Annotated in this window: 11 protein-coding genes; 6 read left to right on the top strand and 5 right to left on the bottom strand. The window is 51.7% G+C overall.

Annotation, left to right across the window (positions count from 1 at the left end; all coding sequences use genetic code 11):
- Nucleotides 1-88: 88 nt before the first annotated feature.
- Nucleotides 89-1,066, top strand: coding sequence for a chromosome segregation protein SMC (locus HKK55_RS00935; protein ID WP_237151308.1), 978 nt, complete (start codon nucleotides 89-91; stop codon nucleotides 1,064-1,066).
- Nucleotides 1,067-1,346: 280 nt separating this feature from the next.
- On the opposite strand, the gene HKK55_RS00930 is transcribed toward HKK55_RS00935, so the two are convergent.
- Entirely contained in the window at nucleotides 1,347-7,061 is a 5,715-nt protein-coding gene (locus HKK55_RS00930) for an ATP-binding protein (protein WP_169352948.1), read from the bottom strand.
- Nucleotides 7,062-7,914: 853 nt separating this feature from the next.
- Here HKK55_RS00930 and HKK55_RS00925 point away from each other — a divergent pair.
- Nucleotides 7,915-8,643: a hypothetical protein gene (locus HKK55_RS00925; protein ID WP_169352947.1), complete on the top strand. Its 729-nt coding sequence runs from the start codon at nucleotides 7,915-7,917 to the stop codon at nucleotides 8,641-8,643.
- Between the two features lie 20 nt (nucleotides 8,644-8,663).
- On the opposite strand, the gene HKK55_RS00920 is transcribed toward HKK55_RS00925, so the two are convergent.
- Complete coding sequence (locus HKK55_RS00920) at nucleotides 8,664-8,981, bottom strand: phage holin family protein (RefSeq protein WP_169352946.1); 318 nt, start codon at nucleotides 8,979-8,981, stop codon at nucleotides 8,664-8,666.
- A 105-nt stretch (nucleotides 8,982-9,086) separates the two neighbouring features.
- On the opposite strand from HKK55_RS00920, the gene HKK55_RS00915 reads away from it, so the two are divergent.
- Nucleotides 9,087-9,464 (top strand): hypothetical protein, encoded by a 378-nt coding sequence (locus HKK55_RS00915; protein WP_169352945.1) that lies wholly within the window; start codon nucleotides 9,087-9,089, stop codon nucleotides 9,462-9,464.
- 470 nt (nucleotides 9,465-9,934) lie between these two features.
- On the top strand, nucleotides 9,935-10,156 hold the full coding sequence (locus tag HKK55_RS00910) for a hypothetical protein (RefSeq protein ID WP_169352944.1): 222 nt from the start codon (nucleotides 9,935-9,937) through the stop codon (nucleotides 10,154-10,156).
- A 272-nt stretch (nucleotides 10,157-10,428) separates the two neighbouring features.
- Here the strand turns inward: HKK55_RS00910 and HKK55_RS29210 are convergent, their stop codons facing one another.
- The 3 genes from HKK55_RS29210 to HKK55_RS00900 form a co-directional block, all read right to left on the bottom strand.
- Nucleotides 10,429-12,666, bottom strand: a complete 2,238-nt coding sequence (locus HKK55_RS29210) for an AvrE-family type 3 secretion system effector (RefSeq protein ID WP_336604604.1) — start codon at nucleotides 12,664-12,666, stop codon at nucleotides 10,429-10,431.
- On the bottom strand, nucleotides 12,639-14,186 hold the full coding sequence (locus HKK55_RS29205) for an AvrE-family type 3 secretion system effector (RefSeq protein WP_237151306.1): 1,548 nt from the start codon (nucleotides 14,184-14,186) through the stop codon (nucleotides 12,639-12,641). The genes HKK55_RS29210 and HKK55_RS29205 overlap by 28 nt, the downstream gene beginning before the upstream one ends.
- 81 nt (nucleotides 14,187-14,267) lie before the next feature.
- Entirely contained in the window at nucleotides 14,268-15,167 is a 900-nt protein-coding gene (locus HKK55_RS00900) for a helix-turn-helix domain-containing GNAT family N-acetyltransferase (protein ID WP_169357753.1), read from the bottom strand.
- A gap of 243 nt (nucleotides 15,168-15,410) precedes the next feature.
- Between HKK55_RS00900 and ggt the strand changes: the two genes are divergently transcribed.
- Together ggt and HKK55_RS00890 are read left to right on the top strand one after the other, a co-directional pair.
- Complete coding sequence (gene ggt, locus HKK55_RS00895; RefSeq protein WP_178128824.1) at nucleotides 15,411-17,255, top strand: gamma-glutamyltransferase; 1,845 nt, start codon at nucleotides 15,411-15,413, stop codon at nucleotides 17,253-17,255.
- Between the two features lie 72 nt (nucleotides 17,256-17,327).
- Entirely contained in the window at nucleotides 17,328-18,068 is a 741-nt protein-coding gene (locus HKK55_RS00890) for a polyphenol oxidase family protein (protein WP_169352942.1), read from the top strand.
- The last annotated feature ends 10 nt before the right edge of the window (nucleotides 18,069-18,078 follow it).

The following is an 18,078-nucleotide window of genomic DNA, read 5'->3' as shown; positions in this document are numbered from 1 at the left end:
GATCGGCCTTCGGAGGTAATGCCGGCTGAATCCCGGCCTCGCCAGCCCTATCCCAATCAGACAATCAAATCACGCAGGATAAAAACACATGAACGGTAATCAAGAACTCAAAGATAAACGCCAAGCCCTGCTTCCTGAATTGGAAAAACCGATAGCAGAATCGCTCCCTTTTGAGGCCGCGCTGGAAAGTCCCGAAGCCATAGACCACGATCAGGAAAGAGCAATCATGAATGGTATTCAAGAACTCAAAGATCAGCGTGAAGCCCTGTGCCCTGAGTTGGAAAAGCTGGAGTCAGAATTGCTCCCTTTTGAAGCCGCGCTGGAAATTCCCGAAGGTATAGATCGCGATCAGGAAAGGGCGATCAGAGACGAGTTCAATGCGCGCAAGCGCCGAATCGATTCGATCAAGTTCGAGATCTTTCGAATCGATCAGAAGCTGCATCGCCGAGAGGCCGTTGCTGAGCAGGACGCTCGGATAGCCGAGTACATCTCTGGCATGGAAAACTGGAAGGCCGATAAGGAAGAGCTTCTCGCCAAACGCGAGAGTCTGAGCGTCCGATTGGAGCAGGTCAGCAAGAAAGCTCTGGAGGATATGGGCAAGGCCCGACAAGCCGAAACAGAGGCCGCATCAGCTTATGCGCGGGCGGTCGCCTGGGGTGATGAAGAGGGTGAAAAGAATGCGAATGATGATGCGCAGAAAGCCGCAAAAAACCTCGTGGCAGCTACTGAACATAATCGGCGGCAGCAACTGATGATCACTGCGCTTGAAGAGGAACTGGTGACAGTGGACAAACACGTTATTGAAACTGAAGAGGAGTACAAGAAACTTGAACGCTCTGCCTTGCATGTGGCTCATTACGCCCTAGAAGAAAAGTGGAATGCGGCCGCACAGCAATTGTTGGATGTGGGGGCCAAGCTGTACGGCGCCGGACGATTGATCGGGTATGACGGAATAGCGTTTTTGAATCTCGACATCCCCGAACAAGGAGAAAATCATGGCCATTGGCAGCTACGTGATATATCCGAGCGGGCCAATCATGACGTTATGAACATTCTCGCCCGATAGCATCGCTATGCCTTTTTGAAAACTCCGAAATAGCCCGCCTGGCGGGCTATTTATCCAGCTCAGTCACAGGTGATCGTTTGAGTATACAAAACCAGCAAACCTCAAAGCTTTCTGAATCGTTAAAAACAAGGGCCTCTTACCTGCTTAAAATATTAGAAACCTTCGACTCAAGATTACCGCTAAACAATCTACAAAAACTATCCATAAATGCTATCAAGTCAGAACTTATCTATGTAAAGGAAAGCAGAGAACAGAATAGCCAAAAGAAACCGCTCCCCACTCAGGGTATGGGGAGCATTGCAAATACCTCAACAGGCGGATCTTTAGGCTTGTATCCCCGACGATCTATCATAGTGAGCTTTCCAAGGAGGTAAAATCCTCCGGTGCCGGATGGCTTAAAAGACTCAAAAACTTCGTTAGGAATGCCAATATAAGTTCCAAGCTGCGGCCCCAAACCACGATAAAATACTGGGTACCACTCTTCACACCAATATTTCCAATTGGCGAAAGGTGAGTCGCCGCTAAAAAACTCCACTGCGCTCTTAGTGACCTCAACGCTTGACTCAAACGAACCAAGTGTAAAGTTTGGAACAAAATAACCACGCATTAATAGATCAGTTTCCCATCGCCCAAAATCCTCTGGAAAATATACACCAGCCATCTCCTTTATACCTCCACCCATACTACTCCTGCGCGAAACCATGGAATATACGGTTTCGGCACTCTCTTCTATATCCCATCCACAATAGATCAACCTCGTTTCTAAATCACAACTAACCCCAGCCAAATCTCGAATAACAGGGCCATTAGATCTAATAACAAATTCCTGTTTGGATAAAAACCCTCTGAGGTACCCTATTAAGTCCCCCTCTGTCGGCAAAGGATCATCACTCTTGATTACATCAATAGATGGCCAGCCATCAGGCTTAATACTGGGAAGCAGATGCGCATACTCCCCCCCAATAGAAGCTGCTTCGTTAACCAACCATTGAAGTTTATCAGCAGACATCTCAAAATTTTCGTCTACGTACGCCAGCACCCTTAAATACGCAGAGATAACTAGACCTTCGCTCCGAGACGAAAAACTACAACCTATATTATCTTGACCATAAAAGTATTCGTTGCAAAAAGCATATGGATCAAAAACATAAACCTGTTCTCTCTCTGATATTACCCTCCACTCAGCACTGAACCGATCGAGTAGCCTTGTATTAAATTCGTCCTCCAACCCACTTAATACATGAGCATACCTGGAAGGAACGCCATTACAAGCACGTTTGAAATCATTGCCCTCCTTAAAATCACATTCCTCAAACAAAGTAAAATACCTACGAACTCCACGTATCGGAAAATAACCTAAACGGACGAGAATAAGATCAGAAAGAATCGAAGGATAACGAATAGACGCAACAATTTCTTCCAGCATAAAAACTTGCCTTTTGACCAGCAGTAAAATTGACAGAAAATCAGCTACGTCAATCTCACTCGTCAAGCCATTCAAATGTTCCAGGTATACACTTCCAAAAGCCGCTTCTTGCTCGATAATTAAAGCTATCTGATTTGCGGCACGCACACGAGCCATCCGATCCGGCCACCACCAATAACAAAGCAACAACTCTCTAGATATTTCGCTGGACAAAACTGGAGTGTCTCTCCAATGCAAATCCTCTATGGGGAGATGGGATATCTCATCTTCCAAAATTTCTAACATAACCTCCACTACTTGCTGCGCAAGTACTGGTTGTTTCACCGCCAAAAAGAAAATAACAAGCTTCACAGTCGGGACTATAACCCATTCATCCCCACGGGAAGAGAATGCAATACCACCCAGGGTATCCTTTAAAAACGTCTTCCAGCTGCCGGCGTATAATGCGCCATACCGCTTTATTATTTGATCAGAGCTAGAGCCGGTATAGCGTCCCCAATGACTATTGGCTTTCACACTTCTCACAGCCCAACAGTAAGACCTCTTCGCACCACAGAGTTTTAAGCTCAAATCAAATACATCATCAAGATAAGGTGCCATTCTAAAAGGAATCTCTTCACCGTCCATATAAAATGTTTCAAAAGCTTTTATAACATCCAACCCCTTTCCCAACTCAACCCAATAACTCATCCACGCACGCATGAATTCATGTGCTGAATACACACCATCATCAATAAATTTGGCGTGCAATAGCCGTATATCCTTCGGAGGATACTTGGCTGGTTCAATATTTACCGGCTTCTCCACAAAATTTGAGCCTGACGAACGCTCTCTCGGCGGCATAGGAGTTCCACCCAACCCTTCAGATAGCTCATCAAAAAGAAGCTTCACATCGGGCTCACTTTCAGATCTATTTTCGAGAGCTTTGAACACTTGATAAGTAGTCTGAGAAAGCACTAAAGCTTTCGCTGCTGGGTCGTCTAACCGATAGTGCACCACATATTTTTCTAAAATATCTCGAGCCAACCGCCAGTTCTGTTGACTCACACTATATTCAAATTCATCCACAAGTCGCTCTGGTGAATATCGCGCTAACAAATCTATAAACAGCCTTGGAATATGACCGATTTCACGCTCTGTAAAATCAAACATATCACTAGTGAATGGTGCTATGCGGCGTAGCCAGTTAGACACGTCGCCCTCAGTTGACTGAGCATAGATTTCAATTGCTTCATACAACTCACTAAAACTCGTATCTTTTCGATAACCATAACCTAGAGTATTTTTTGCTGCCAGTTTCAGCCCCAGCCTTACCTCATGCTCAAGCCCCAAGCTTGATGCAATTGAAACTAACTCAAGAGAATCATTTGCTAAAACCGAGGTATCATTCTTCTCCAGCTTAAGAGCTGAAATTATTGGCACGACCATTTGCTTCGCCAAATCACTTGATAAGATATGAGCCGCATTTTTTTCAATGCACTTACCAAGCCAGTTTTTCGCAACCCACATTACATTCGGCTTAACCTTTTCGTAATCACCTTGCGTTAACCCACCGATTAACCCCGAGCCTTCAAGCAATCTAGCAGTATCAATGGACACATCAGTCAACGCCCTAGATACGGAGTGCCAAATACCTTGCTCATCAAATGAACACTTAGTTCGCTCTGGAGGATTTATACTTAAAATCAGATCATAAATATGAAATATTGATATAGCATTTTTTCTTTTTACTTCATCAGCAATTACACATCCTGCATATTTAAAAAAAGCCAACGCGCGATTTCCGAACGACTCAGAGAGCGTTGGCATTTCTACTGCCAGCCTAGTTTCAGCATCCATCAACTGACGAGCAAAAAAATAAAAAAACGCTTCATAAAACAAACCATCATCAGGCTTATCTATAAAAGTAAACTCTCTGCGATCTAGCAACTCTTCAGGACAAGGCTGATTTTCTAAGCAAGTTAAAATAGCTACGAACGAGCTTTTTCCGACATTTGCTGCTTCTGGTCTTGCCAAAAATGATACGCCAGCATCGCAGCAAGCCAGCACGAAAAAACTCCAGTACATGGAAACGAATCCATCAGGAATATTTTCCACTGGTATATCAAGTATTAAATCCCCGTTCCCCGCAGCCACCAACCCCTTGAAAATATATTGATACACCGCATCCTGCTCATCAAACCAACCTGCAATCCAGAATATTTTCTGCAAATCAGGTGCGACTGAATTTATCAAAGTATCAAGTGCAAAATAAATTAACGCCTCAATTTTTTGAAAATGCGAATCGTCGCCACACTGATGATAAAAATGTACCCTCCTTACTAGTTCTTCAAAACAATCGTAAACAACTGATTCATCTTTACCTCTGAACAGTATAGCTACAGCTGAGATCTCAGCATCACCAAGAATACGGAGATTGTCAGCCTTCCAATGCAAGCTATACGACTCATCGCTCCACTTCTGGGCGCACCTATAAAACAGATCATAACGTTGTAATTGGTACCCAGGACCATTAACCAAACGAATCTTAATTAGACGCAGCTTTACTAACTCTGGAAACAACCCTTCACTCATTGCAAAAAATTCGGCTAAAGATATAATTTTTTCAATATGGGATAAAGGATATCCAAGACAAAACGAAGCGATCATCCACTCCCTGGTTACACCCTTCAACAGCGGACGAGTGTCACCCAAACGGGCCCTAACTACCCAATACCATGCCCACCGCCAATAAGATGGAGCCGAACCTTCTAACCAAGCGTTAACTTTTTTAAGTAGCCCATTAGCAGAAACCTCAAATCCATCACGACCTTTCACATACACAATAATACTACTATGAAAAGGAGTAATCCCACTTCTTCCAAAATGAAAGAGATGCTGAATACGATCAAATGACTCAACAAATTGCATGTTGTTATCAAAACACAGACTTAAAGCATTTCTATCTGGCCATGCAAACTCTACAGACGCTATCAACTGCAATATCTCTCTCGCCGACACCGAAAGATTCGACCAAAGCAAATCATAGTATTTTGTAATATCGCCGCCTGAAAAAATTGGCAGTTGCTCTATTTCATATGCACTCACAACCTTGTTTTTTTGCTGCAAACGCCTTATCGAATAAACAAGATACAATGCATAGCCACTCGAAACCTTATGGAGCGCTTCCGCAATTTCCACGAGTTCTCTTGACTCACCATCACGCGCACAATTTATTGATATGCTCTTACTCTTAACCAGACCCTCAACCCAGCTTCTAATCGATTTCAAACTCATGAACGGCAATTCTAGCCAGTCCTCACTCCTCGACACCTCTGAAACCATTTTTGAAGGAAGCTGTGAATCACTAACGGCTTGAGTACCAAATATAAGGCATGTTGTCCCTTTGAACGGGATTATTCGATTAATCATGTGCTCAAGCTGAGTTATCTCTGATCTCTCGCGCGATACATGATCGAGTCCGTCTATAACTATTACCAGCGTTTTGCCTTGCCTAAGAAACTCGTTAGCAGCGAGTAAAATCCATTGATCCAGCTCTTCAGCCTTCAATTCTCTTCCAGAAAAAGTCGAGGGCAGATAGTCCTTTAATTGCGCCTCCAGGGAACGAGCAGCATTCTGGAATGCAATCCTATCTATATCACTTTGCGCAGACAAATGATAATGGTGCCTGATAACGGGAACACCTGACTCGATTAACACATCATTCAAATATGACAAATAGGTGCTTTTACCAGTTCCAGGCTTACCCGAAACTACCCAGCACCCTTGACTGGCACACTTCTCCATCATGCTTAGATGAAACTCTTCTGACGGAGGACTGTAGCCATCTGGGACGCTGAGGTACTGACTGAGTGTCTTACTAATGCCTTGCTCAAATAAGTCCCTTAAGTACTCAAGAGTGATTTTTGCTCCGCTCTCTAGGTTTGGCTTTCTAGTTGCCTGTCTCTCAATAGCTTTCAGAAACCTGAACCAACCCTCATTAGTGGTATGGTCAGGAACAACACTGTCGTACAGCTTTGTTTCCAAGTCATCTATTTGAGGCTGGCTATGTTGAAAAGTAAAGTCCCTAAAGAAACACTCTACACCAATACGCCCGTCTAGCTCATTTTGCAGCCTAGTTAAAAACTCATCTGGTATAAGATCAACATCAACCTTATCACCCCTAAGGCATCGCGCAAACACAGAGTCAGGAACTCTATTTGTAACAAGAGCCGCCTTAGATAACATTCCTAAGGCGCGATACTTATCAACATCACTCGACCACTTCTTAAGCAAAGACGTACCATTTGGTTTCTTTTTTAAGAGCCAATCAAAACCCAGAGCCAAATCAGCTCTTTCACTGTCGATCGTGAATTTTACTTGATATAGCTCATATCGCCCGCCCCCATCAAACGCAACGACATCATCCAACCCATTCAACATCCCTTCGTCTGTTCCGGTACTCTCGATAGAAACCCATTGATACTTACTGGGATCGTGGAACCAGTCGAGAAGGATCTTTATGCACACGAGGTCTTGATATGAATATCCGACTCGCGTCAACTGAGTTGGTTTTATCAGTGCTTTCACTTACGAATCCCTCATCACGCGCCACACAGGCGGACTATCCCTAGCGAATTTTTTCAGCATACATCGTACTGTCGCTCCTCCCAATTAGTCGAAGCGAATCCTAAAGAACTCATTCTACTGTCACACAATGTGTGGCCCTACGCCCAATAAACTCTTAAGTCATTCTGCTGTAACACCTGCGGGACTTGTAACACTCGAATCCCGATGAGGAATACGATTGTGTAACACAACAAAAAACCAGCTGAATCAATAGGTTGGCAATTTCTGTCACACCTGTAACACGCGTAACACCACTAATTTGCCCCCTTCGGATTGCGTCCCCCTGCACCCCGTAGGCAATGACACCATCAGCGCAACAATGCAGCCTTTGAGAAATGGCAGTGCCCCTGTAGGGCTCCCTTCAGACGGGGTCGGAAACCCGCGAGCTAGGTGCCTGACCGAAGAAAAGAATCGGTTACACCCAGATTGCGGCAGGGCCCCTGAGAAATGCCTCTCGACACGGGGCGAGTAACCCGCGGGATCGTGCTAGCCGCAATCTTTCCTACGTCGGTTGACAGGTTGACGTGGTTGACATGCATCACCATGGTTGACGCCATGCAGGTGTTCACTATCAGCAACAGATATAGCCACCTTTACCGAAGCTGTAACGATGGTCCTTTTTCTTCAAGAACCTTTCAATTTCAACGATTGAAATTTCAGTAACCTCCAACGTCTCCCGCTAACTCGATCCCGCGGGTTTCATGCCCCGTGCGCCTCGAATGTCGCCAGGGTCCCCGGAGCGCGCCATAACCCTGACTTTCAACCAAGCTCAGAGTGATGGCACAATGCTTACAAAATATCAGCAGAGAATTTTATGAAACTGCCCATGACCTGTTTTCAATGCTTTAATGAACTTAACACTCCCCAATACCCACTTTGGGTTGAATACCAAGACAGCCATCTATATGAGTTCGAATGCCCTAATGGACATAAGTCTTCTACTATATTACAGCAGCAAAAGCTGGAGGTTTTGTTCAACATCGGAATGCACGCCATCACTGACGGATACTACAGGGAGGCAGTCGCGTCATTCGCTTCGAGTTTAGAAAGATTTTATGAATTCTTCATAAAAGTAAAGTTGCTGCACGAAAAGATCGATTCAAGCGCAGTCGACAAATCTTGGAAAAGTGTGGCTCAACAGTCTGAAAGACAGCTTGGCGCCTTCATTCTTTTTTATACACAAACCTTCAACGAAGAGCCTTTGCTGCTGAGCCAAAGCAATACAAAGTTTAGGAACGACGTAATACACAAGGGCCTTATTCCTAAAAGGCAAGATGCAATAGACTTTGGACAAGCCGTATTAAACGTGATCAATCCAATCGCGGAGAAAATGAATACCAAATTCAAAGATGCAATCCTTGAATTCACGTTTCTACTTCTCAGTAGCTACAGTGGCTCAAGAAGCGCCGAATGGAACCCGTCGACTATCAGCTCACCGTCTCTACTAAATGTAACCACACGAGGCCCTGACTACGCACCGCAAACCGTTGTTGAAGGTTTAGAGCATCTAATAAAGATGAAGAATTTTGGCACCTTCCGGTAAGCGCTGTTCATCAAATATATTTATCCGGACAAACCCAACCGCTTGGCGGCCCAGCGCTCGTATAAGCCAATTGCTACATCGGCGCCGGCCATGGGAGTGAGGCAGCCTATGCTACCTGCCGCCAGCACAGACATACCCGATGCATGCAGCAACATCATGGTGAAAAGCCCGCAGACAACGCAGGCCCCGGACCGAGGGAGCAATCGGCGAACTAGGGACCAGCCGCTTACTCCCGCCTTGTCGGCCCGCCATGCTTCGCCGTATATACCGCCAACCAGGAACAGTACGATCACGATTAAGACCTGCATCTCAAAAAGCGCTTGCTGCTCTTTTGTCATACAATTTCCTGTTTGATATCGATGATATAGGGCGAGTCTGTTTTCGCGCTCGCGCATTAATCGAACGTTGATCACATTCAATCGCTGACTTTTTGGAGAGTTCACATGAGCCCACTTGACCTACTCAGCGTTGTCATCGGCGCTATAAGTTTGTTGATTACCGTCATTGGTGTGCCCGGTTTCGTTTTGGCATGGGTACAGGCATCTGATGAAGCAAAAGAAAAATTCCGAAGCGTCTGGGCTTGGATACGGCGCAAGGTCTACAGAGGCTGGGTATATTTCTCCTGCTTTTTGCTTGTCGCGACTGGCATCTGGAAAATGTTGGAGTTCGTCATCAGCAGCGAGCCGATGACTCGACTCGATGTTTTTCTACTCCTGATGAATTTTATGAGCCTGGGAGTCTTTACCGTAGCCTCGCTAGCCGTAATCGTCATGTTTCAGCTTGAGGACAAGAAACAGGCCCAGAAGCTAGTAACGCCTTAGCCCCTTAAAAGCAAAAAGCCGGCGCAATGGCCAGGTTCAGTGTGGTTGTGTGTCCCACTGCTTGCATGATTTCCTCTCATCAAGAGGCGGAGCTAGCGAAACTCGCTTGGTAGGCTCGAGCGCACAGCGCCTGCCGCAACGCCTGGATGCTGACTTTAGCGTTACACGCACGGGCAGCGTTACATCCGATGTACGCGATGCCGCTCAACTGTGTAACAGGCGTGAAAGCCAATGAAACCGGGCGCTTGGTGAAGGGCGTTACACTCGTAACACCGGTTACACCAGTTTTTGAGGGGCCGGGTGCGTGCTCTCATGCTAGCTATCCAAATTGGCCCTACACCACACTGATGGCATCTAGTGAAGCGCGATGGTCGGCGTGATTTTTCATCAGCAGATGGTGAGGACAGCTGATATGCAATGCCACTGGCTCGAGGTAGATTGACTACCTGACAACACGGCGGGAGAACATCATGGAAGACACCCCTTTGCTTGCTTCAATACTCAAGCGCATGAATGAAAACCAACTGGCCCTGGGGGCAGCTATCGAGGAGCTGTCAAACTGGGTTGAGCAAAGAGGATCTACAGAAGTGGCACAGAACATTCGAGGGGCACTGGATACCCTGGATGGAAATGCAGGATTCATCGCCCTTGCCCTCGCCTCACTGTCGGCAGAAGGTCGGACAAAGAAGTGACTACCTGGCCGAATGGCTACACATCACCTACCACCTGGTGGTGCTTTACCTAGCGGGAATACCACTACATCCGTAGGCAGAAGCAAGCAGCGTGTATGCCTACATGTATGCCTAACTGAAATACACCATACAAAACCCTTTAAATACAGCACATTACAAGACCAGTTCAAATGACTGTGTACCACCAAGTACTAAAAACGGCTTACCGAAAGGTAGGCCGTTTTTTTATGCCTGAAGAAAAGTCCTGCGCCTGCCGCCACGCGTCAGGCCACTCAGGCCACTGGCGAGCTGGGAGTCCTCACCCGCTGGTCCGCCAAATCAATAGTCAAATCGTAGCTCGGCAGGCTGCCCAGTGTGTCGCTCAGGTTCATTCTTAACGGTTTGTTCATATCCACCCCGTACTCGAGGTCGGCGTTGACCCGTTTATGGGTATGGCTAAGTCCTGCATTGCTCGAAAAGCCGATATTCGTCATTGCCGGTACTGACAGGGCATGGGACTGGCTCGCGGTATGACTGAGGCTCATACTTTTGATACGCAGGTTCTCACGGTTATTCAGGGCACTTTTGATCAGCGGTTCAGGGTTGTCACCGTCAAGGATTTTGCGCTCGATGGCCCGCAACACATCCGGCTTCAGCTCCAGGCCGACTCTTACCGAGGTCCCCTCACCGTTCTGCAATTGGTCGAGTACCTGGGCAAACTGTGGATCATCCTTGAGCCACTGCACAATGGCAGCCTTATTGGCCGGTGCAACATCGTTCAGCCAGGCATGCTGCCCATTGTCACGTAAGCCAACAGCGGTGACCGAAGCTTCGACCGACGCCAGTTGGCGAAGCCCGTTCTGCTGCAGGTACTGCTGGTGAGTCAGCTTATCCAGTGACAGGGCAATAGCATCGTAAGCCTCGGACTTTGTCGGCACCGGTGGATGGCTCGCCAGAAACTGCTGCAGTTGGGTCAATTGCTCACCCGGTGTATTGCCCGAGAGCCCGAGCGCACCCAGGTCCTGCCTGAACGCCGGGGAATAACGTGACAAGCTGCTGACAACGCCGTCAATCTGCAACTGTGTCACCGGCTCAGGCTGCTTGAAGCTGAAGCTGAAACCCCGCGATTGCGTGCGATCAAACTTCACCATGAACGACACCTCAGGTAGCGCGAACGCGGCGACGTTAGGCGCACCGCCACCCGGAATGCCCATCGCCACTATATTGAGGGGAGCAACGTTGACACCTACACCGCCCTGCCTGCCAAGTTGCAGATTCGCTCCGCCACTGTGGCTGGTACTTGTCGCGCCACGGCTGGTGGACCGGCTATTGTCTGCGTGCGCCACGTTGAGGTTGCCCACCACACCAATGCCGGCTCGAATCACCGTAGCCAGCTCGTCGATGTCCTCTTGGGGGTTGTAGAGCAAACGCAATTGCGCCAACCCATCCAGGCTGAGATCAGCGTTGTTTTTCGAACTTTTACCCGCCACATGCGCCTGCCCCAAGGCCAGCAAGTCGTAGACATTGCCTTGCTCTCCCATGAGGATCGACATCATTTTCGGAAAGTCCGCTTCCTTCACATCAAAGCTGATGGTCGAGCCGGTATTTCTTGCTATGGCCGCAGTCACTTCCGCAGCGACCCTCAGCCCAGGCCCCACGGCTTGCGCTCCTCGCCCCAGGGTCAGCCCCGACGCCACCGAGGCCGCCAATCGCCGGGTGTCATCCATGCTGATTTCAACCCGGGCGCCTTTATCGGTTCGACTGATGCTGACGCCGTTTGCGTGGGACTTGGAAACCCCCACGAAAAACTCCACCGGTGCCACGGGTTTTATTCCGGTCACCATGACGCCAAGGCTTTTACCCTGGGTACGACCCGAGGCCAGAGTCTGGCCACTACCTAGCTGCTGCACTTCCCGGGTCATTGCCTCTTTGATGCCCGCATCGGCCGGTAAACCCAGCAACCGCGTAAGATGCCAATGAAGAGCGGACCCTGGCGTTCCAAGGTCCTTGGCCAGCGATTTGAAGTTCTTGTAAAGGGTTTCTGCCTGGTCATAGCTGGCGATGTTCTGAGTCGACAGTTTATGCACAGGGCTCTGGTCATAGGCCTGCATCACGGTTTTCAGGGACTGTTCAATTCTCGCCAGGGCACTCGGGCTATGACCTGAGGCAGTCTCAAGCTCGACCGCCAGATCGGTAAGTTGCTTGAGGGTGCCCGCATGGTGAATCAGATCACCCTCAATTATCGCCGTGGGATGGTTGAGATCACGCTTGCGCTCGGGGTCCCATTTCGGAAGCGACAGGGCCTGGCCCTCGTAATTGGCAAGCAATGCAGCGGTGGGTTTCTGCGAGGACGGCGAGACCCTTTTGAAAGCCTCATAGAGTTGATGAAGTGTCGACCCAGACTCAATGGTCGCTCGGTTTAACCCTGGCTTGGGATCAAATACCAAGCCATGCACCTCTCCCAGACGTCGAGCGGTTGATTCACTGTTTTTTTCCACCTGAATCAGCGCACTGCTGATTGCCTTGGCCAACGCCTGGTGTGGCCCAGGCTCACCCAAGGAAGCGAGGCGGCTGCCAAGCTCAGCCGATACAGGCCGGGTACCAATACTTCATCAAGTAGGACCTGCGGCCTAGGCTTGGGAACAGACGACAACTCGTGGCTGGCCCCCTCATGGATCGGCGCCCGAACTTGCTGGATCGCCACCGCCTTCAGCTGTCCTTCCTGCAACACATAGGCACGACCATCCAACCCTCTCTCCAGACCTCGAATACCCTTCTGAGGGCTGCCTTCCCAACGTTGCGCCACCGTATCCCAGGCCAACAGGTTGCCCGCGTCAAACGCAACCTTTCCGCGCTGCCCGAGATCAATCGCCCCGGCCAGTGCCTGCTGACTGGGCTGCGGCAAGCCTTTCTCGATGCCCTTGACCAGCACATCACTAAGGTTCCACTCCGGCCTCAGCGAATCCGTCCCCGTCAGTGGGGCGCTATGCAGTTGCTGGCGTGAATCTTGGACCAAGGCATTGAGTTGTCCCGCATCGTCATGGAAAAAACCCTTGACGCTGACCGCCCCGCTCAAGGCCCGCTCCAGTGATTCAACAGGTTGCCGGGTCATTGTCAGCACACCGGTCCGGGATGGGCGCAGATCAGCACGCAGCAACTCGCCATAGGTGTTGCTCGCATAGAGAGTATTTCCGGACAGCCCTATGCGCGTCAGCTGCAATGGGGCACCGGCCTCATCCAACGGGCGCAGGGTTTGCTCGCCAGCACCTTGAAGATGCAAGACCGAAACACCCTGGGCGTGACTCAAGGAAACCGCAGCCCGGCCCTCGGCGCTGCCGTCTACCACGCCCTCGGGCATTTTCAGCAACTGGCCCTCCCGGGTCAGGCCAATACGACTGAGCGGGCGGTTGTCGACATCGGGAAGCCAGGTGTTGATCTGTGGCTCAAAGCGATACAGGCGTCCGCTCGCCAAACGGAACTGCTGACCATCAACGGTGGTTTGCACCTGGCTGATCTGTCCGAGATGGGCCCTGCCAGAGCCCGCGGGAGGCTGTGCAGGTCCCTTGCCGGCCACAGCAGGAGGAACGTGCTTGAACACTGCGGCAACGGCAGGTGTGGACTGGATATGAAACAGATGTTGCCGCTCATCTTTGATACGCAACGTGTTTGTCCCAGCGTCGGCAGGCCCCTCAGCGACATACTGCCTGTTCATCCCATTGAGCTGTCGCGCAATATCCTGCCCTACCACGGACGCGTCAGTCTGCACCCCTCCGTCCTTGAGCCTGACGTCGAATAACATCGAGCTCGGTTGCAGCGATTGATAATGGGTCAATTCGACAGGTGCCGGGGCATTCCTGTCTTTTGATGAAAAATCTCGGACAGTACGATTGCCACGCGCCTCCTGAGGAAGCTTCTCAGCGGATGGCACCACCGCCAGCTCAATGGCACTACGTCGCGAACCAACCACGCCCTCTGTCTCTAGATTCATTGCAATCTCCTGAAAGTCCTGATCGCAATACCTAGTGAACATTTGAAGCTTTTGGTTCCACATCTTGTACTCGCTTCGCTCCCTCGCGCCCTAGTTCGTCCGGCTGCCTCTGGCCCGCTCAGGGCGCGGACGGATCACGGCACATCAAACACCGCCCTGCCGCACAAAACACTGCTCAACCACCAACCGCCCCCACTGCTGCCCTTCCTGTTCCGTCTCCAGCACAAAGCCCGCGTCCTCATAGAGCTTGCGTGCCACATCCAGCCCCTTGAACGTCCAGAGGCGAACGGCGGAGAAGCGGTGCTCATCGCAAAAGGTAATCGCCTCGTTCAACAGGCGTTTACCCAACCCGTGACCTTGAGCCGAAGGATCAAGAATGAAGCACCGTAGTATGGCTTCACCGTTTTCGCCCTCACCATCAATCGCAATCGAACCAACAATCCGCCCGGCATCCAGCACCGCCCACACTTCATTGCGAGGGTTGGCCAAACGGCCCATCAACTGCGCCATATCGGCGGCCACCAGGCTTTCGAAAGGCTGGCCGAATTCGGCGTGCTTTGCGTAGTAATTGGCGTGCATTTCAGCAATGCGTCCGATCACACCCGGCCGGTAGCCTCGAACGATGCTGAAACGTTGCGGCATAGAACACTCGCCCCCCAGTCGATGCACTCGCAAAGCATCCGCATAGTGTTCGATGCCCTGGCTCACCGCTTGCTGTTGCTCACCCGACAACAGCCCTAGCGCATCCCCCACCTGGCGCCTGGCAAATGCTTCAATCTCGCGCAATGTGTTCGTGCCTTGTACCGTGAGGCGCAGTACTTTCGAGCGCGCATCGTCAGCATTAGCGAACTCTTCAATCTCGCCCGCCTCGATCAGCTTGCGAACCATCCGGCTCACCGAGGACTTTTCCAACCCCAGCAGCTCCACCAGCTCACCTGCCGTCAGTGATCCACGCTCCCCCAGCTCCACAATTGTGTGCACCGATGAAGGTGGGTAGCTGGAAACCGCCAACTTCGGCTGCATGAAGCCCAGCTCCCGAACCATGAGACGGGAGGCCGAACGGATTTGATCAATGAGGTCTGGTTGGAAAGCATTCACAGGGGCCACCTTCATCTGAATAGTGCAATTTAGTTGTGCGAAGCAACTATATGAGCTTAGGTTGTGCGGCACAACTATCTCGCACTTTTGACGGTCGCCCTCCTCCACTGCTAGTGTCCGAGCTCCCTTGCATACAAGCCGTGATTTACCTGTAGAGCGCTACCCCAAGGACAACAGATCATTCTCAAAATGAACGGAGTTCATCGCGTGTTTTCGATTCCCCTCCATCAACGGCTTACCACCCTCTCGGTGATAGCCGCCGCCCTCACCCTCGCCGCCTGCCATAACGCCACCGCCCCGGAACTGCCACCGGCACCGGAACTCGGCTCGGGCTATCGCACCGACATGAACACTCGTCACGCCGAACGCCATATGGCAGCGGCGGCGAATCCGCTGGCAGCCGAAGCCGGGCGGGAAATTCTGCGCAAGGGCGGTTCGGCCATTGATGCGGCGATTGCCATGCAAGCCGTGTTGACGCTGGTGGAACCGCAATCCTCAGGCATCGGTGGCGGTGCCTTTATCATGCTGTGGGATGGCAAACAGGTGCACGCCTACGACGGTCGCGAAACCGCACCGGCGGGCGCCACCGAGCGTCTTTTCCTGAAAGCTGACGGTTCGCAGATGTCGTTCCCCGAGGCACAGATTGGCGGCCGCTCGGTCGCAACACCCGGCGTATTGCGCGCGTTGGAGATGGCGCACAAAAAGACCGGCCACCTGCCGTGGGCGGCATTGTTTGAACCGGCCATTCGCCTGGCCGAACAGGGCTTCCCGATTTCCCCACGCCTGCACAGCCTGATCGCCGCCGACCGCTACATCACCCGCTCGCCGGAAATGGCTGCCTACTTCCTCAACACCGATGGCACACCCAAAGCCACCGGCACCCTGTTGAAAAACCAACCGTTGGCCAATGTACTCAAGCGTATCGCCAAGGAAGGGCCGGACGCGCTTTACCATGGTGCGATTGCCGAAGAGATCACCCGCAAGGTCCAGGGCAACAGCAACGCTGGCAGCCTGTCGCTGAATGATCTCAAAGGCTACACCGCCAAAGAACGCGCGCCGCTGTGTACCGACTACAAGCGTTGGCAAGTCTGCGGCATGCCGCCACCGTCTTCGGGCGGGATCGCCATTGCGCAGATCCTCGGCACCTTGCAGGCCCTGGAAACCCGGGACCCGAGCCTGGCCCTGGCGCCGCTCAAACCGGTGAAAACCGATAGCCCGGCGGGCCTGGAGCCGGTGCCGGAGGCAGTCCACCTGATCGCCGAGGCCGACCGGCTGGCCTACGCCGACCGCGCCCTGTACGTCGCCGACTCAGACTTTGTACCCGTACCCGTCGCAGGCCTGGTTGCACCTAACTATCTCGCCAGCCGCGCCGCGTTGATCGGCGATCGCAGTATGGGCGTCGCTAAACCCGGCAAGCCAGCGGGGATCCAGGTGGCTTACGCGCCAGACCGCTCACCGCTGCGCATTTCTACCTCGCAAGTGGTGGCCGTGGACGATCAGGGCGGTGCCGTGTCGATGACCACCACGGTGGAGGCGGCATTTGGCTCTCACGTCATGGTCCAGGGCTTTTTGCTGAATAACCAGATGACCGACTTCTCGTTCATTCCCGAAGAAAACGGCCAGCCGGTTGCCAACCGCATCGAGCCGGGCAAACGCCCACGTTCATCCATGGCCCCCACGCTGGTGTTCGACCGCCAGAGCGGCGAGCTGCTGGCCACCGTCGGCTCACCGGGCGGTTCGCAAATCATCGAGTACGTCAGCAAATCCCTGGTGGCGATGCTCGACTGGAACCTGGACCCGCAAGCCGCCGTTGGCCTGCCCAACTTCGGCAGTCGCAATGGCGCCACGGAGCTGGAGCAAGGGCTGTTCAGCCCACAACTGAAGCAGGCGCTCAAAGACAAAGGCCACGCCCTCAGTGAGATCGACATGACCAGCGGCGCCCAGGCCATCGTTCGGGTGCGTGATGCCCAAGGCAAGCCATCGTGGAGCGGTGGCGCCGATCCTCGGCGTGAAGGCGAAGCGCTGGGAGATTGAACATTGCAGGGTGACGATTGACCCCATCGGTCGTCGCCCCGTCTACTCGTTTTATTGAACGGAGAGAACCGCGTGCACCAGGCAAGCAACCTCAACGCCATCCCCGGCGTCGACCACGGCTTCTGCTCGATCAACGACCCTCTGCGTCCTGACGAGGTGTTCTTCTGCAAGCAGGCACATACCGCGACGATCATTGAATGGCACCGCGATCAGGTGGCCAATACCATCGAGGCCGACGGCATTTTCACCCGCGACAAACACCCCATCGCCGTGATCACCGCCGATTGCTTGCCGCTGCTGATTGCTTCGAAAGAGGGAGAGTTGGTGGCCGCGCTCCACGGTGGCTGGAAGGGCCTGCAAGGCGGAATCATCGCCAACGCCATGCAGCGCTTTGCCGCCGAGGGGATTGCCCTGGGCCAACTGCAAGTCGCCATCGGCCCGTCGATCAAGCCCTGCTGCTATGAGGTGAGTGAGTCGTTCATTGCCCAGTTGCAAGCGAGCCAAGGTCACTTGTGGCAAGACGGTGACGCGCCTTGGACATTCGAACAGCCTGCGCCGCTGCTGACGCCGACCATTACACCGCCCGAAGCACGGCAGGCGTTGAGTGCGTGGTTTGACCTGAGCCAATACGCGCTGATTTTGCTGCAAGCGGCGGGGGTTGCGCGCCAACAGGTTGAGGTCAGTGAGGTGTGCACTTATTGCACCTCATCCTCGTTTGCCAGCTATCGCAGGCGGACTCATCACAGCGAGGAAAAGAAGACGTTATTGTATTCGTGGATTGCGCGTACAGCCCGTGAAACGAAGCAAATCTAGTGTGGGAGCT

Origin of the sequence: Pseudomonas sp. ADAK18 (assembly GCF_012935695.1) — a bacterium.
Classification (GTDB): Bacteria; Pseudomonadota; Gammaproteobacteria; order Pseudomonadales; family Pseudomonadaceae; genus Aquipseudomonas.
Note: the sequence above shows the minus strand (reverse complement) of the source record. Positions and strands in the feature narration are given on the sequence as shown.

Excerpts from the sequence above, each read along its gene's own strand:
- HKK55_RS00935 (WP_237151308.1), top strand. The coding sequence starts at position 89 with ATGAACGGTAATCAAGAACTCAAAGATAAACGCCAAGCCCTGCTTCCT.
- HKK55_RS29205 (WP_237151306.1), bottom strand. The coding sequence starts at position 14,186 with ATGTGGAACCAAAAGCTTCAAATGTTCACTAGGTATTGCGATCAGGAC.
- HKK55_RS00910 (WP_169352944.1), top strand. The coding sequence starts at position 9,935 with ATGGAAGACACCCCTTTGCTTGCTTCAATACTCAAGCGCATGAATGAA.
- HKK55_RS00915 (WP_169352945.1), top strand. The coding sequence starts at position 9,087 with ATGAGCCCACTTGACCTACTCAGCGTTGTCATCGGCGCTATAAGTTTG.
- ggt (WP_178128824.1), top strand. The coding sequence starts at position 15,411 with ATGAACGGAGTTCATCGCGTGTTTTCGATTCCCCTCCATCAACGGCTT.
- HKK55_RS00925 (WP_169352947.1), top strand. The coding sequence starts at position 7,915 with ATGAAACTGCCCATGACCTGTTTTCAATGCTTTAATGAACTTAACACT.
- HKK55_RS00920 (WP_169352946.1), bottom strand. The coding sequence starts at position 8,981 with ATGACAAAAGAGCAGCAAGCGCTTTTTGAGATGCAGGTCTTAATCGTG.
- HKK55_RS00900 (WP_169357753.1), bottom strand. The coding sequence starts at position 15,167 with ATGGTTCGGGAGCTGGGCTTCATGCAGCCGAAGTTGGCGGTTTCCAGC.